At 65.9% G+C, this 14,688-nt stretch carries 16 protein-coding genes; 11 read left to right on the forward strand and 5 right to left on the reverse strand.

What is annotated here, in order from left to right:
* Positions 1–184 precede the first annotated feature (184 nt).
* From C8D78_RS10180 to C8D78_RS10200, 5 genes are all read left to right on the forward strand, one after another.
* A complete protein-coding gene (locus C8D78_RS10180; RefSeq protein WP_120953200.1) occupies positions 185–958 on the forward strand; it encodes a FadR/GntR family transcriptional regulator in 774 nt (257 codons plus the stop codon).
* Complete coding sequence (locus tag C8D78_RS10185; RefSeq protein ID WP_120953203.1) at positions 951–1,685, forward strand: cache domain-containing protein; 735 nt, start codon at positions 951–953, stop codon at positions 1,683–1,685. The genes C8D78_RS10180 and C8D78_RS10185 overlap by 8 nt, the downstream gene beginning before the upstream one ends.
* 118 nt (positions 1,686–1,803) lie before the next feature.
* Positions 1,804–3,237, forward strand: coding sequence for an aminobutyraldehyde dehydrogenase (locus C8D78_RS10190; RefSeq protein ID WP_120953206.1), 1,434 nt, complete (start codon positions 1,804–1,806; stop codon positions 3,235–3,237).
* A 59-nt stretch (positions 3,238–3,296) separates the two neighbouring features.
* The gene (locus C8D78_RS10195) at positions 3,297–4,814 is read left to right on the forward strand and encodes an APC family permease (protein ID WP_244208335.1); all 1,518 of its coding nucleotides are present in this window, start codon (positions 3,297–3,299) and stop codon (positions 4,812–4,814) included.
* Entirely contained in the window at positions 4,814–6,214 is a 1,401-nt protein-coding gene (locus tag C8D78_RS10200) for a flavin monoamine oxidase family protein (protein WP_425266683.1), read from the forward strand. The genes C8D78_RS10195 and C8D78_RS10200 overlap by 1 nt, the downstream gene beginning before the upstream one ends.
* 136 nt (positions 6,215–6,350) lie before the next feature.
* On the opposite strand, the gene C8D78_RS10205 is transcribed toward C8D78_RS10200, so the two are convergent.
* Positions 6,351–6,845 carry an FBP domain-containing protein gene (locus C8D78_RS10205; protein WP_120953337.1) on the reverse strand — a complete coding sequence of 165 codons (495 nt, stop codon included), beginning with the start codon at positions 6,843–6,845 and terminating at the stop codon, positions 6,351–6,353.
* Positions 6,846–7,365: 520 nt separating this feature from the next.
* On the opposite strand from C8D78_RS10205, the gene C8D78_RS10215 reads away from it, so the two are divergent.
* A complete protein-coding gene (locus C8D78_RS10215; protein ID WP_120953215.1) occupies positions 7,366–8,202 on the forward strand; it encodes an SGNH/GDSL hydrolase family protein in 837 nt (278 codons plus the stop codon).
* Positions 8,203–8,236: 34 nt separating this feature from the next.
* Here C8D78_RS10215 and C8D78_RS10220 read toward each other — a convergent pair whose 3' ends face one another.
* Positions 8,237–8,524 (reverse strand): YciI family protein, encoded by a 288-nt coding sequence (locus tag C8D78_RS10220; RefSeq protein WP_120953218.1) that lies wholly within the window; start codon positions 8,522–8,524, stop codon positions 8,237–8,239.
* A 103-nt stretch (positions 8,525–8,627) separates the two neighbouring features.
* Between C8D78_RS10220 and C8D78_RS10225 the strand changes: the two genes are divergently transcribed.
* Both C8D78_RS10225 and C8D78_RS10230 read left to right on the forward strand, forming a co-directional pair.
* A complete protein-coding gene (locus C8D78_RS10225; protein WP_120953221.1) occupies positions 8,628–9,107 on the forward strand; it encodes a MarR family winged helix-turn-helix transcriptional regulator in 480 nt (159 codons plus the stop codon).
* A 75-nt stretch (positions 9,108–9,182) separates the two neighbouring features.
* Positions 9,183–9,944: an SGNH/GDSL hydrolase family protein gene (locus tag C8D78_RS10230; protein ID WP_120953224.1), complete on the forward strand. Its 762-nt coding sequence runs from the start codon at positions 9,183–9,185 to the stop codon at positions 9,942–9,944.
* Positions 9,945–9,961: 17 nt separating this feature from the next.
* On the opposite strand, the gene C8D78_RS10235 is transcribed toward C8D78_RS10230, so the two are convergent.
* The 3 genes from C8D78_RS10235 to C8D78_RS10245 all read right to left on the reverse strand — a co-directional run bounded on the left by C8D78_RS10235 (position 9,962) and on the right by C8D78_RS10245 (position 12,739).
* Positions 9,962–10,717, reverse strand: coding sequence for an FAD:protein FMN transferase (locus C8D78_RS10235; RefSeq protein WP_120953227.1), 756 nt, complete (start codon positions 10,715–10,717; stop codon positions 9,962–9,964).
* Between the two features lie 40 nt (positions 10,718–10,757).
* Positions 10,758–11,012: an FMN-binding protein gene (locus C8D78_RS20115; RefSeq protein ID WP_341867116.1), complete on the reverse strand. Its 255-nt coding sequence runs from the start codon at positions 11,010–11,012 to the stop codon at positions 10,758–10,760.
* 290 nt (positions 11,013–11,302) lie between these two features.
* A complete protein-coding gene (locus tag C8D78_RS10245; RefSeq protein ID WP_120953233.1) occupies positions 11,303–12,739 on the reverse strand; it encodes a ferredoxin reductase family protein in 1,437 nt (478 codons plus the stop codon).
* A gap of 505 nt (positions 12,740–13,244) precedes the next feature.
* Between C8D78_RS10245 and rpmB the strand changes: the two genes are divergently transcribed.
* Genes rpmB through rpsN form a run of 3 tightly spaced genes read left to right on the forward strand, consistent with a single transcriptional unit; the run spans position 13,245 to position 13,958 of the window.
* Positions 13,245–13,481, forward strand: coding sequence for a 50S ribosomal protein L28 (rpmB, locus tag C8D78_RS10250; RefSeq protein WP_011693744.1), 237 nt, complete (start codon positions 13,245–13,247; stop codon positions 13,479–13,481).
* Entirely contained in the window at positions 13,481–13,648 is a 168-nt protein-coding gene (gene rpmG, locus C8D78_RS10255; RefSeq protein ID WP_003798558.1) for a 50S ribosomal protein L33, read from the forward strand. The genes rpmB and rpmG overlap by 1 nt, the downstream gene beginning before the upstream one ends.
* A 4-nt stretch (positions 13,649–13,652) precedes the next feature.
* Positions 13,653–13,958 carry a 30S ribosomal protein S14 gene (rpsN, locus tag C8D78_RS10260; RefSeq protein WP_043485315.1) on the forward strand — a complete coding sequence of 102 codons (306 nt, stop codon included), beginning with the start codon at positions 13,653–13,655 and terminating at the stop codon, positions 13,956–13,958.
* Positions 13,959–14,688: the final 730 nt, after the last annotated feature.

The raw sequence follows: 14,688 nt of genomic DNA on the forward strand, positions 1-14,688 counted from the left end.
ACAACAGATGGGCCGGAAGCGTGTGCGGCCTGCGGCCGGCGGGGCGGGCCGCGCCCCGGTATGGCCGATAGAGTGGCGCTATGGAAGCAGATCCTTCGGTGCAGGGCAGCCCGGTGCAGGGTTGCCCGGAGCATGGCCGCCCGGTACCGGGCTGCCCGGGGCATGGCCTGGCGCAGGCACCGCGGTGAGCCAGGAACCATCCACCAATGCGCCCTCGCGCGGGGCCCGGGCCGCCGTCTTCGCCCAGCTGACAGGCGCGGGCAGGTCCGAGCAGGTGGCCCAACGGCTGACCGATGCCATTCTGTTGGGCGTGCTGGCTCCTGGCGATCGGCTGCCCAGTGAGGCGGAGCTGGCCAAGCGCTTTGGCGTGGCCCTCGTGACAGCGCGCGACGGGCTTGGGGCTGTCCGCGACGCCGGGCTGGTGGAGACCCGGCGCGGACGCGAGGGCGGCAGCTTTGTGCTCGCCGCCGAGCAGACACCCGAGAAGCTCCTGCAGGCCAGGCTCCGCGGACTTTCGCAGGTGGAGATTGCCGACCTCGCCGTCTATTTCGGCACACTCGCGGCTGGGTGCGCGGAGCGTGCGGCTGAGCTGGCGTCCGCCGATGAAGCCGAGCGGCTGACCGCCTGGCTTCAGGACGCCGACTTCGGCTCCGCACGCGATTCCGGCCGGAACGCCGGCGGTTTCTACCTCGAAATCGCCGTCGTCAGCCAATCGCCCCGGCTGGTGCGCGAGCAGATCCGCCTCCAGGCAGAGTTTGGCCCCATGCTGTGGCTGTGCCTGACGGACCCCGCCATGCGGGCCCGTGTCTACGCACAAAACCAACGCACCGCCGGGGCGATAGCCGCCCATGACGCCGCCGGCGCCCGCGCCTCGGTCCGGGCACAGATAAGCGACCTTTCCGCCTGGCTGCTGGCAGCCAAGGAGCGGCTTGAGCAAGGAGAAGCAGCCGATGGCTGAGAACCACAGCGCGGACCCCGTGCAGTCCCGGGTGCGGGACTGCGCGGCGGCCATCGGGGCGTTGTTCAACGGCGTCTTCGGCACCCTGGACCACTGGCGGAACCAGGTCGAGGCCTCAACTGCCTGGGGCGCGGGGGACGTCGATCCCGCCGTGTACGCGATGGTCGAGCCCGAACTCACGGCCGCCGACCCGCTCCTGATCGGCGCCGGATTCATCGCGGCGCCCGGCGTGGTGCGCGGCAAGGGCCTCCATTTTGCCTGGTGGCTGGGCCCGCTGGAGGACAACCCGATCCTGGGCACCACCACCGAGCCGAGCCAGCTGGACCTGGCATCGCGCGAGTACGCCGACTACCTTCGGGACCTCAGTGCGCTGGAGTGGTACCGGGTTCCCGAAGCCACCGGTGCCCGCCACATCACGGGACCGTATGTGGACCACTTGTGCACGTGCGACTACATCCTCACGCTCACCGCACCCGTCGTCGTCGGCGGGTCCATGGCGGGAGTGGTCGGCGCGGACGTCCTGGTGCGCCGGCTGGAGCGGGACGCTTTGCCGCTGATGCGCGCCGTGGGTGTTCCGACGGCGCTGGTGAGCGCCGCGGGCCGGGTGGTTGTCTCCACTGATCCGCAACTCCCCGTCGGGACGCTCGTAGATGCCGGGCAGGCCTCGGGGAGTGCTGTTGCGTGCCCCGGAACCAACCTGAAAGTCATGGCGCCCACAGCTCGATAATTTAAACATCCCATTTCAGATGAATAAGGTGTACTCTCACTGTGTGGCCGTGAGTCAGGTCACATCCTGACGCGGCCCGCAATGTGGCCCGCGTACCCAATTCATTGAAGGGAACCCCATGAGCGTGCGGAATTTGCGGAACTTCGTCAACGGCCAGTTTGTTGACTCGGCCGCCACGAGCCGGCTGGAGATCCACAATCCGGCCACCGAAGAGGTCATCGCCACAACGCCCGTTTCCACCGCTGAGGACGTTGCTGCCGCGTACGCCGCAGCCGCGGCGGCGTTTGAAATCTGGAGCGAATCCACGCCGGCGGAACGCCAGCGTGCGCTGCTGCACATTGCCGACGCCGTCGAGGCCCGGGCCGAGGAACTGGCCGACCTCGAATGCGCCGATACCGGCAAGCCCCGGGGCGGAATTGTCCCGGATGAGATCGACGTGCTCGTGGACCAGATCCGTTTCTTCGCCGGCGCAGCCCGGACTCTGGAAGGGCGCGCCACCGCCGAATACCTCGCGGACCACAGTTCCTCGATCCGGCGCGAGCCCATCGGCGTCATCGGCCAGGTGGCCCCCTGGAACTACCCGCTGATGATGGCCGCATGGAAGGTCATTCCCGCGCTCGCGGCCGGCAATACCGTAGTCCTCAAGCCCTCCGATTCCACGCCAAGCTCCACCCTGCTGTTTGCCGAACTGGCCAGCGGATTCCTTCCCGCCGGCGCCTTCAACGTTGTGCTGGGCGACCGTGAGACCGGCAAAGCCCTGGTGGCCGACGAGGCCCCCGAGATGGTGTCCATTACCGGCAGCGTGCGGGCCGGCATGGAGGTGGCCGGAGCCGCGGCCGCCGACGTCAAGCGCGTGCACCTGGAGCTGGGCGGCAAGGCTCCGGTCATCGTGTTCGACGACGTCGACATCGCCACCGCGGTGGCGGGGATCGTCCCGGCATCCTTCTACAACGCGGGCCAGGACTGCACCGCGGCCACGCGGCTGTTGGTGCACGAGGACATCCACGATGAGTTCGTGGCTGCCTTCGCCGAGGAAGTGCGCCAGAACGCCCGGACCGGAGGCCCCGCCGACGAAGGAATCCTGTACGGCGCGCTGAGCAGCGCCGACCACCTGCAGCGCGTCGCCGGATTCCTGGAACGGCTGCCGGAACACGCCACCGTAGAAGTTGGCGGCAAGCGCCACGGGGCCGTGGGGTACTTCCACGAGGCCACCGTAGTGTCCGGACTGAACCAGGACGACGAGCTCGTCCAGAGCGAGGTCTTCGGCCCGATCGTCACGGTGCAGAAGTTCTCCACCGACGCCGAAGCCCTGGCCCTGGCCAACGACGTGGACTACGGGCTGGCGTCCTCGGTGTGGACCAAGGACCACACCCGGGCCATGCAGTTCGCCAAGCGACTGGACTTCGGCTGCGTGTGGATCAACACCCACATCCCGCTGGTGGCGGAGATGCCGCACGGCGGATTCAAGCACTCCGGCTACGGCAAGGACCTGTCCATGTACGGGCTGGAGGACTACACCCGGATCAAGCACGTCATGAGCTACATCGGCTAAGTCGCACCACCGTCATCCCCCGCCAGCACCCCCGCCAACGTCGTCGGAAGGAAACCCCTTTGTCCACCGAACCACGCAGTACCGCCGAGCTCAACGATAGTGAACATCTTGCCGTCCTGGGCTACCAGGATTCCTTCGATCGGTCCATGTCCCTCTGGGCCAATTTTGCCCTCGGCTTCACCTACCTTTCGCCGCTGGTGGGGGTGTACTCCCTCTTCGCCATCGCCATGGCGGCCGGCGGCCCGCCGTCGGTCTTCTGGATCTTCATCGTGGGGGCCGGACAAATGCTGGTGGCACTGGTATTCAGCGAGGTGGTCTCGCAATACCCCATCCACGGCGGCATCTATCCGTGGACCAGACGGCTGTGGGGCAGGCGCTATGCCTGGATGGCGGCCTGGGTCTACATCTGGGCCATGATTGTCACCATTACCGCGGTGGCCGAATTTGGCAGCGGCTTCCTGGCCAGCCTGTTCGGGATTGAGGTGACCCGCGAAAGCACGCTGGGACTGACGGTGCTGCTCCTGGTAGTGGCACTTGTCCTGAACTTCACTGGCACCAAAACGATGGCCCGGGTGGCCCGGATCGGGCTGGCTTCCGAGCTGATCGGCGTGATCGCCGTCGGACTGTACCTGCTGATCTTCCAGCGCAAGCAGAGCTTCGGCGTGTTCTTTGACTCGATGGGCGTGCAGGGCGATGGCAGCTACCTGAACGCCTTCATGGGAGCCGCCCTGGCCGGGCTGTTCCTGTTCTATGGCTTTGAAGCCTGCGGCGACGTCGCGGAGGAGGTCGCCAACCCGGCCCGGCGGATCCCGCGCGCCATGATGATGACCATTGTGGTGGGAGGCGTCTCCGCGCTGTTCTCCTTCGGCGGCTATGTGCTGGCGGCGCCCAATCTGCAGGAGATCGTCAACGGCCAGGATACGGACCCGATCCCCGCCATCCTGGAATCGGCCCTCGGCGCAGTGGGTGCCAAGATCTTCCTGGTGGTTGCGATCACGGCCTTCCTGTCCTGCGTGCTGAGCCTGCAGGCGGCGGCGAGCCGGCTGATCTTCTCCTTTGCCCGTGACGGCATGGTGCCCGGCCACCGCTGGCTCTCCAAGGTTTCAGGGACCGCCAAGGTGCCCGCGAACGCCCTCATTGTCGCCGCGAGCATCCCCCTGGCCATCTGCGTCATTATCTATCTGGGGTCCGACGAACTGCTCACGCAGATCACCTCCTTTGCGGTACTGGGCATCTACATTGCCTTCCAGTCGGTGGTGCTGGCCTCCCTGCGCCAGCGCCTCAAGGGCTGGCGTCCTGCGGGGCCGTTCAGCCTGGGCGCCGCAGGGTTCGCGGTCAATGTCGCGGCCCTGGCCTACGGCATCTTTGCCATGGTGTTGCTGGCCTGGCCCGGATCCACGGGCGTCTTTCTTACCGACTGGACCGTCCTGATCGGCTTTGCCGTTGTGGCGGGTACCGGCCTCCTCTACCTCCTGCTGGCCCGCCCGGATGCCAAGTCGACGGCGCCGGCCGGCGACGCCATCGACGTCGCCGCCAGGCTGCGTGCCGGCAGTGCCCGGCAAGCTGCGGTCAACTAATGTGCCAAACGAAAGAGCAAACGGTGAAAAGTATTGAACGCGATGTCGTCATCATCGGCGCAGGCCCGACCGGGCTCAACGCGGCCCGGGACCTGAAAGCGGCGGGCCTGACGGTTGCCGTGCTCGAGGCCCGCGACCGCGTTGGCGGGCGGACCTGGACCAGCACCATTGACGGCGCCATGCTGGAAATCGGCGGCCAGTGGATCTCGCCGGACCAGACGGCACTCAAGGGCCTGCTAGGCGAGCTGGGCCTGGAAACATTCAGCCGCTACCGCGAGGGTGAGTCCGTCTATGTCGCCCCGGACGGCACCCGCAGCCTCTACACGGGGGAAATGTTCCCGGTGTCCGAGCGCACCGAGGCCGAAATGCGCCGGCTTATTGGCATCCTGGATGAGCTGGCCGCCGAGATCGGCGCCGAGGAGCCTTGGGCGCACCCCCGGGCCCGCGAACTCGACACCGTCTCGCTGCACCACTGGATGCGCCAGCTTTCCGATGACGAGGAGGCCTGCGCCAACATCGGCCACTTCCTGGCCGGCGGCATGCTCACCAAGCCGGCGCACTCCTTCTCCGCGCTGCAGGCTGTGCTGATGGCGGCATCCGCGGGCTCGTTCTCAAACCTGGTGGACGAGGACCTGCTGCTGGACCAGCGAGTGGTGGGAGGGATGCAGCTCGTGTCGGAGACCATCGCCGCTGGGCTGGGCAACGACGTCGTCCTTGATTCTCCGGTGCGGACCCTGCGCTGGGACAGCGGCGGCGTCACCGCCGTCTCGGACCGGGCCACCGTGAGCGCCCGGTACGCCATCATGGCCGTGCCGCCGAACCTGTACTCGCGCGTGAGCTTTGAGCCGCCGCTGCCGCGCCGGCAGCACCAGATGCACCAGCACCAGTCGCTGGGCCTCGTCATCAAGGTGCACGCCGTCTACGAAACGCCGTTCTGGCGCGAAGAGGGCCTCTCCGGGACCTGCTTCAGTCCCGATCTGGTGGTCCAGGAAATCTACGACAACACCAACCACGAGGACCCGCGCGGCACCCTGGTTGCCTTTGTACCGGATGAGAAGGCAGACGCGATGTTTGCGCTCGACGCCGGCGAACGGCGCCGGGCGATCCTTTCGGCCATGGCGGAGTCCTTGGGCCCGAAGACCCTGGAACCGGTGGTGTACTACGAGTCCGACTGGGCCTCCGAGGAATGGACCCGTGGCGCCTTTGCCTCCAGCTACGATCTGGGCGGCCTGCATCGCTACGGCGCGGACCAGCTCACCCCGGTGGGATCCATCTACTGGGCGTCCTCGGACCTGGCAGCCGAGGGCTACCAGCATGTCGACGGAGCGGTCCGGATGGGCCGGGCCACGGCCGCCCGGATCCTGGACCGCGACGCCGCCAACACGGAGGCCGCCGCGTAGCACTCGCGCCGCCGCGCAGTTTCCTCGCCACCCGGCTGTGCCTCCACACGGCAAGGCACGGCAAGGCGGGGTCACTTACGGTCCATTACGGTGGCATTTATGGGCCGTAAGTGACCCCGCGTTGCTTGTGCGGGAGCTATGTTCCCTGTACGCGCTCGACGAACTGGGCCGTCCGCGCCACCAGCCCGTCGATCTGCCGGAGCACGACGGCGGCGGGGTCCGGGTTGATCTCGTTGGCCGGGGGCTCCACCCGCACATTGCGGCAGCAGAGGAAATCGGCGCAGATCAAGGTGCCCACGGTATTCCCGTTGCGGCCCGACTGCCCCGCGCGCCTGGCCACCCACAGCAGAACGTCGTCCTTGGAGAACACGTCCCTGCAGAGTTCGCAGAGCACGGAACGGTTCTTCTTGGCTCCGCCTTCGGGTGCCCGGAGCATGATGCCGATGGGACCCTTCGGCCCCGGAACCACGAGATAGCCGCGGAGCGGCATCTTCTGGTCCCGCCAAGCCAGGAAGTCGAGTCGTTCCCAGTCGAGGGTGTCGAAGTTCTTGGGCAGGTTGAGTTTCGCGGCCTCTGACCGGCTCGCATTGATGAAGGACGAGCGGATCTGCTGGGCCATGAATGGTTGCATGGCGAATTTTTGCATGACGGAAACTTTCGGAATCGGATGGCTCCGGGCCGGTCGAACGTGCGGCGCGAACGTGCAGCGCGACCGGGCGGAAGGGTGGGCAGAGGGCCGCCAGCCTGCGATTCCGGTGAGGACCGGGCGTCCGCGCGGGATTAGTCCGCGGCGGGACGGGTTTGCACGGCAGGGGCTGGCAACGGCGCGGCCGCGTAGCAGGCCACAACGGCCACCCCGCTCACCGTGGCAGCAGTCATCGTTGCGATGCCCATGCTCACTTCCCCCGTCTGAACAATTCCCAACAATTCGTTCTCACGAATTCTCCGGGTCCGATTCCCCGGCGAGCCCATCCTTGCAAAGCGCAGGACCCCTGTCCAGTCTCGCTTTCCGCCGGGGTAGCTCACCTTCAGGGGGCTCCTTGAGGCACTGCACCTCCCCAGTGGCTAGCGGATTCCCGCAAAGGTGTTGATTCCCCGCCCGTTCACCCGGCTGTTCCCTGCCGGCTTTTTGGGTTGGCTAGTGTGCTGGGGTGGCTTCAATTCCTTTGCTTCCGGATCGAGGCGGGCGGCACCTTTATGTGGCCTTGGGTGATTCGTTCACCGAGGGGGTCGGTGACTACGATCCCCGCCTCCCCAACGGGGTGCGGGGATGGGCGGACCGGGTTGCGGAGAAACTGGCCAAGGCGCAGCCGGGGTGGGAGTACGCCAACCTGGCGATCCGCAGCAAACGGCTGCGCCACATAATCGCCGAACAGCTCGGACCGGCCCTGGCCATAGAACCGACGCTCATCACCCTGTACGCGGGCGGCAACGACATCCTGGATTTCGGAACGGACATCGAATCCCTCATGCGGGACTACGAGTCGCTGGTGGCTGCTCTCGCCGGCACGGGGGCCACTCTGGTCCTGTTCACCGGCTTCGACGTCAAGGTCTCGGCCCTTCTGGAACCGCTGAGGAAGCGCAACGCCGCCTACAACCGGCGCGTCCGCGAGGTCGCAGGCCGCTACGGAGCGGTGCTGGTGGACTACTGGTGCTTCGACGCCTTCCACGACCCGCGGATGTGGGATTCGGACCGGCTTCATATGTCCAAGGCAGGCCACAAATACCTTGCGGGGCAGGTCCTGGACCATCTCGGCGTGCCCCACAAGATCAAGCCAAAAGAGTGGGAGCCGCCCGTGAAGCCGGGCCTGCGGGAGTGGGAGCGCCGGCAGCGCCGCTGGGTGCACGACTGGGTGCTGCCCCTGTTCGGGCGGAAGATCCGCGGGGTCACCCTCGGTGACCAGCTTCGGCCACGCTGGCCCGAACCCGTGCAGGTTCCGCGCAAGGGCGGTCTAAAGAAGCTGCTGCATGGACAGCGCGGCGTTTAGCCGGCGGCAGCCGGTCCCCGCCGCTGGACCCGGCTTAGCTGTCCAGCAGGTTTTCGTAGCCCGGAGCCACCCTGTTGGCATGGAATTCCATGACCTCGAAGTCGGCCACGCCGTTGACATAGAACGGGTCCTTGGCCAATGCGGCGTCGAGGCTGGCCCGGTCCGCGTTGGAGAGCAGCAGGCCGCCAGTGCGGGGAATTTTACGCCCCGCGACCATGAAGACGCCGTCATCGAAGGCCGCCTGCAGCCAGGTCACGTGCGCCGGAAGATGGAACTCCACAATATCGTCGGGGACCTTGTAAGTCAGGGAGACTACGTACATGGGGTCAGCCTACCGGTAGCAGGGTGCGGACGGGCGGAGACCTTTCCGGAATCACCCGGGCCGAAGTTGAATCGTCAAGCTTCGAGTCTCCTAGAATGTAGCCATGACCGAACCCCGCTGGCTCAACGCCGACGAACGCCGGGCCTGGCTGGCCCAGCTGAGCATCAACACCCTGCTGCCGGCCGCCCTGGATACCCAGCTCCATGCCGCGGGCAAGCTCTCCCTGTTTGACTACAACGTTCTGGCGATGCTTTCCGAGGCGGAGGGGCGTTTCCTGCCCATGAGCGAGCTCGCGGCGCGCACCAGCGCCTCGCTGTCCCGGCTCTCCCATGTGGTCACCAAGCTGCAGAGCCGAGGCTGGCTGGAGCGCCGGCCGCACCCCGGCGATGCCCGCGTCACCACGGCGCATCTGACCGACGCCGGCATGGCTACGATCGTGAAGCTCGCCCCGGGTCACGTCGAGGCCGTCCGGTCGCTCTTCCTCGACGCATTGAGCCCCAAGGATGTCGCGGACCTGGCCAGGATCGGCGAGAAGATCGTGGCCCGCCTCGACGACGACCACTGGATCCTGCGCGACAGCTGAGCACGGCGGCGGACGGCGCCGCCGTCGGGCACTCCCGTCTTTGTTGCTTGCGGCAACTGCTGGCAGACTGGACGCATGGATTTCACGTCCCGCTATGTAGCCCTTGGAGACTCCTTTACTGAAGGCGTTGGCGACGACGACCCCAGCCGTCCCAACGGTGTCCGGGGCTGGGCGGACCGGGTGGCCGAGCAACTCGGCGCCGCCGATCCGTGCTTCGGGTACGCGAACCTCGCCATCCGCGGCAGGAAACTCCGCCAGATCATGGCCGAACAGGTCGATGCCGCCGTCGCACTCAAACCCACCCTTGTGAGCATCTACGCGGGCGCCAACGACATCCTGCGGCCCAGGATCGACATCGATGACCTGCTCGCGGAATACGACGCGGGCATCCGAAAGCTCACGGCGACCGGCGCAACCGTGGTGATGTTCACCGGCTTCGACGCGCGCGGCTCGAAGATCTTCGGCACCATGCGCGGCCGCACCGCCATCTACAACGAACTGGTGCGCGGAATCGCCGGCGACCACGGTGCCCTGCTGGTCGACTACTGGCGCTTCAGCGAGTACTACGACTGGGGCATGTGGGCCACGGACCGGATGCACATGTCCGCCGCTGGCCACGCGAACATGGCCAAGCGCGTGCTCACCGTCCTGGCACACGATCACTCGATTGACGTCCCGCCCATGACGCCGGTTCCGGAGTTGAGCCGTGGAGACGCCATCCGGGCCAATGCCCGGTGGGTCCGTGAATTCGCCGGCCCGTGGGTTGTCCGGCGCGTCACCGGCAAGTCCTCAGGCGACGGCCTGGCGCCGAAGTACGGCCAGCTCACGCACCTCTAACCTGGCAGGCAGGGCAGCTAGGCGCGGAATCCCGGCGTCGCGAGCAGTTCCCCGTCGCGGCGCACGGCGAGCACGTCGATCTCCCAGCCGTCCGTCGCCCGGTGCAGCATCGCGGTCCCGCCGGCGACGATCGCCGTCGCCAGCACGTCTGCCGTGACAATGTCCGCTGCGGCGACGGAGACCTGGGTGAACTCGGTTCCACCTGCGCCCGCCGTCCAGATGTGGTCACCGCGTTCCGCCGAACCCGATGTCGCAAGCGCCTGCCGGGGGCCCGTGCCGCCCAGTTCGTAAGCGGAAAGCAGGGCCGCGCGGTCCTGCGGGTCAACAACACCGGCCGCCCAGGCTGCTCCGGTGCCCGGAACGGGCGAGCCCATCACCAGCACATCGCCCCCGGCATTCAGGCACCAGTCGGTGATTCCGCGGCCGCGCAGCACCTCACCGGCCTGCCGGATCGCATAACCCTTGATGATCCCGGAAAGGTCCAGCACGCCGTCGGGCCGTTCCGGGGAAAAGGCGCCCTCCGTCATGAGCCGCCAGCTGAGCGCATCCGCGTAGCGGTCCCGCATCCCGGCGGATGCCTTCCGCAGGGACAGTTCCCCGCGCGCCAGCCTGCTGGCCTCGGAATCGGGGCGGTACAGGCTGAAGGTTTCATCAAACCCGGCAAACACGCGTTCGACGGCGGCAGCTGCCTCATCGAGCTCGTCGAGCTCAGCGCCTCCGGCGGTGCGGGGCAGGGCACCCGCAGGAACGGTCAGGCTGACAACGGTGCCCATGGAGTCAAAGGTCCTGGCCTTCAGGGCCGATCCCCCCAGCTCAGAGCTTGGCTGCATCGAGGGCCGCCTGCAGGGAAGAGAGGTAGCCATCGCTGGTTACGGTGGCACCACTGATTGTTTGTACGTTCGCCGACTGGGCTTGCAGCACCTCGTCGCGCAGGAGCGGGGCCGCCTCGCTGCTGATGGCAACGGACCGGCGGTCTTCATCCGTGAGCTGGAGGGCCGTTACATCGGTGATCTTCCCTCCGCTGACCGTGATCTGCACCTGGACGTTCCCGTAGCGGGTCTGGCTCACGGAACCCGCGTAGGTCCCGCTCCCGCTTCCGGTAGCGGCCCCTGAACTGGTGGTTGCCGTTGAGCCGGCGGTTCCGGTGGTCCCGGTTCCGGACGCTGCTCCCGAGGAGCTCGCGCCGGAACTATTCCCGGATGCCCCACCAGTGGCGGCGGACTTGCCGGTCGAACCGGCGGTTCCGGCAGAGGTGCCGATGGAGGACCCTGCAGTCGGGCTTACGTGGCTGCCGGACTGCCATCCAACCAATAGGATGCCGACGGAGGCCAGGGTTGCTGAAACTGCTGCACGAATTCTCACCAGTCAAACCTTTCGTAGTGAAGCTGATCTTCCCGCACGCCTGCTGCTCGTGCGTCTTTGAGGACGTTCTGTGCCCAGGCCGCCGGTCCACAGACGTAGACGTCGGCCTCGAGCAGATGTGGTGCGTAGCTCGCCAGCCTGTATCCCGAGCGGGCTGCCTCGGCAGGCAGCCACGTCTCGACGCCGTCCGGGCGGCGCCCGGTCAGGTGGTACAGCGTCGCGCCACGGCGTTGGCAAAGATCCAGGATCTCTTTGCCCAGGTACAACTCTTTTTCGCTGTGGCCACGCAGGATCACGGTGGCGTTACCTGAGGTGAAAGGGGTGCTTTCCAACAAGGCCCGTATGGGCGTGATCCCGATGCCCGCGCCGATCATCACGACGTGATTCCGGCTCCGGGCCGCGGTGCTGAAGAGACCGTACGGACCTTCGATGGCTACCCTCGTACCGCGTTTCAGCCGGACCAACTGGGACGAGCCGCTGCCCAGGTTCCGGACGGTGATCCTCAACGAGCCGCTGGCGCCGAGCTGGAGGGGCTCGGCCGAAAGGCTGAAGGGGTGCGGGTGCCACCACATGCCGGGGGCGAGGAACCGCCAGATGAAGAACCTGCCGCCGGTTCCCGTGAGTTCGTCCAGGTGACGTCCGGTCATCTCAATACTGACGACGCCGGGAGCCACCTTCACAACGCGGCTGACGGTGAGTTTGTGCCGGGTAGTGGCCACGATCGGCTCCAGAACCCTGTTGTGCAGCAGTGCGGCGCCGGTGCCTATGCAGGCGGCCAGCCAGTACCAGCGCTGCCACGTGCCCGGTGCGAAAAGGCCTCCGACGCTGAACTGGTGCGGAATTGCGGTCAGGACAGCGGCATATGTGAGGAGATGGACGGCGTACCAGAATTCGTACGGGAACCGACGCCGGACGGCCACAAGTGAGGTGACCACCACGGCGATGAACAGAAGCATGGATATATAGGCGAGCCACATGTCAGGGACCTGGACCCACAAGTTCACGGCCTCGCTGACAGGATCCAGTCCTTCCGTCATGCCGTAGCCGATCGCGATGAGGATTCCATGCGCGAGCAGGAGGTAGAGTGCCGGTTTGCCCAGCTTGCGGTGGAACTCAAGCGCCCGGTCGTGACCGACTGTTTGGTCGATCAGTGGAATGCGCGCTGCCAGGAGCAGCATGACGAGCACCAGGTCCATGCCGGCGAGGCCGGCCACAATGCCCAGCGCGGTGAAGGCTCCGGCGGGGGTCGAGAAGCCGGCCGCTCCGCCGTCGGCCAGCCACAAAGCGACGGCGCCTGCCAGGGACGCCCAGAAGAGCACGGTCAACAGATCCGCTCTCAACAACCGCCGCCGGTGCTGCCCCTTAAAGGGGTTCACGGCGCCACGGGAGCTGCGGCGAACCTCGGGACGAGTCGTCAGAAGTTGTGTGTTCATGAATCCAGAATGGCCCGGGAGCCTTTCATTTCGCTGTGAAAATGCTTCGCCAGGCATATGTCTCGGGCGGAACCGGGCCGGGTCCGCGGACATGCTGGACACAACCGTCCCTTACACCATGCGGCATCGGATTGGTCTTTAATTCGTCGAACTCGTAGACTTGGTAGGCGCTAGGTGGCGCGGAGCGTGTGCAATTGCTCCGGTTGGCAGGACTCGTCTGAGAAATCGACGGTCATGACGGCCGGTAGTTAGGGGCTCAAGTTGCGCGCATTCCTGTATTCGCCCAGCATCCCGGCACTTCGCAGCGGCTGTCCCACGGACCGCCAACGCCCGGTGCCCGTGGCCCACAATCGTCACCGCAGTGAGGAAACAGCCGGTTTTATGCCGTCTGCCAAGAATCCTGGGGAACTGTCGGTCGGGGCGGGAGCCGGATGCGGACGCCGCCCAGCGCACGGTCAGCGGGAACTCCGCTAGCCGTTTCATTGAACTTTTGAGGAGAGTCGTCATGGCAGCACACTGCCAGGTGACCGGAGCCGAGCCGGGCTTTGGACACAGCATTTCGCACTCGCACCGTCGCAACAAGCGCCGGTTCGATCCGAACATCCAGAAGAAGCGCTACTGGGTTCCTTCCCTGCGCCGCAATGTCACGCTGCAGGTCTCTGCACGTGGCATCAAGACCATCGACGTGCGCGGCATTGACGTAGTCGTCGCCGCCATCCTGGCACGAGGAGTGAAGCTCTAATGGCAAAGGATAAGGACGTACGTCCGATCATCAAGCTGAAGTCGACCGCGGGCACGGGCTACACCTACGTGACGCGCAAGAACCGTCGTAACGACCCGGACCGTCTGGTCCTGAAGAAGTACGACCCCAAAATCCGCCAGCACGTCGAATTCCGAGAGGAGCGCTAAACACATGGCTAAGAAGTCAATGATCGCTAAGAACGAACAGCGTAAAGTCATCGTCGAGCGTTATGCTGCAAAGCGCCTCGAACTGAAGAAGGCTCTGGTTGACCCCAACTCAACCGATGAAGCACGCGAAGCTGCACGCCTCGGCCTGCAGAAGCTGCCCCGCAACGCATCGCCGGTTCGCCTGCGTAACCGCGACATCATCGACGGCCGCCCCCGCGGCACGTTCCAGAAGTTCGGTATCTCCCGTGTTCGCTTCCGCGACATGGCTCACCGCGGTGAGCTCCCGGGCATCACGAAGTCTTCCTGGTAATTCAGTACTCCTGAGTCCAGTGGCTTGAGAAGGGCCGGCAACCGTTTGGTTGCCGGCCCTTCTTGCGTTTAACGGCCCTCCCAAAGCCGGGTGCTGAACGCCGGCCCATCGGCCTGAAGCCCGTGGAGTCTGTGGAGTCCTTGGCGGGTTCGGCGGGCGGCACCGGGCGTGCCCCGCGACCCCATGTCACGGTGACGCACCACACAGGGCGGTTTCGTGGCGGTGGGGTGTGTGGTTGGGGGGTGTGTGGGGTGTTTTGGCTTGTGGTGGCGGGGTTTTGGGTGGGTGGGGGTGTGGGTTTGCGGTGGGGGCGTGGTGGGTGTATTGTTTTCTAAGTCGCCGAGAGGGAGACCAGCGAGAAGCTGGGAACCGGAGGCGGCCAATCCCCTAAATTTCAAGACCGGATCTGGTCGGCGTTTTGTGCGCTCCGGGTTCGGGTGGGGCGGGTTGGATGGTTTGCGGGTCGCGGAAACGCTGATTTGCAAAGCGGTCCGGACTCGGGTAAGTTTGAAAAGTTGCTCCGGAGCGATCCTCGACTGTTTGGTTGTGGTGGTGCCGGGTGTGTCTGTTGTTTGAGAACTCAATAGTGTGCCAAGTTTGTTGATACCAATTTATTGTATTGAATTGGTTGAATTTGCCGGGCCCGCCACCCCGTGGTGTGGTCTGGTGTTTTTAGCTGGTTTCAAATTTTGTGCAGCCGTTTTCTCCCGTTTTCCCGGGGGTGGCGGTT

This window comes from Arthrobacter oryzae (assembly GCF_003634095.1).
Taxonomy (GTDB): domain Bacteria; phylum Actinomycetota; class Actinomycetes; order Actinomycetales; family Micrococcaceae; genus Arthrobacter; species Arthrobacter oryzae.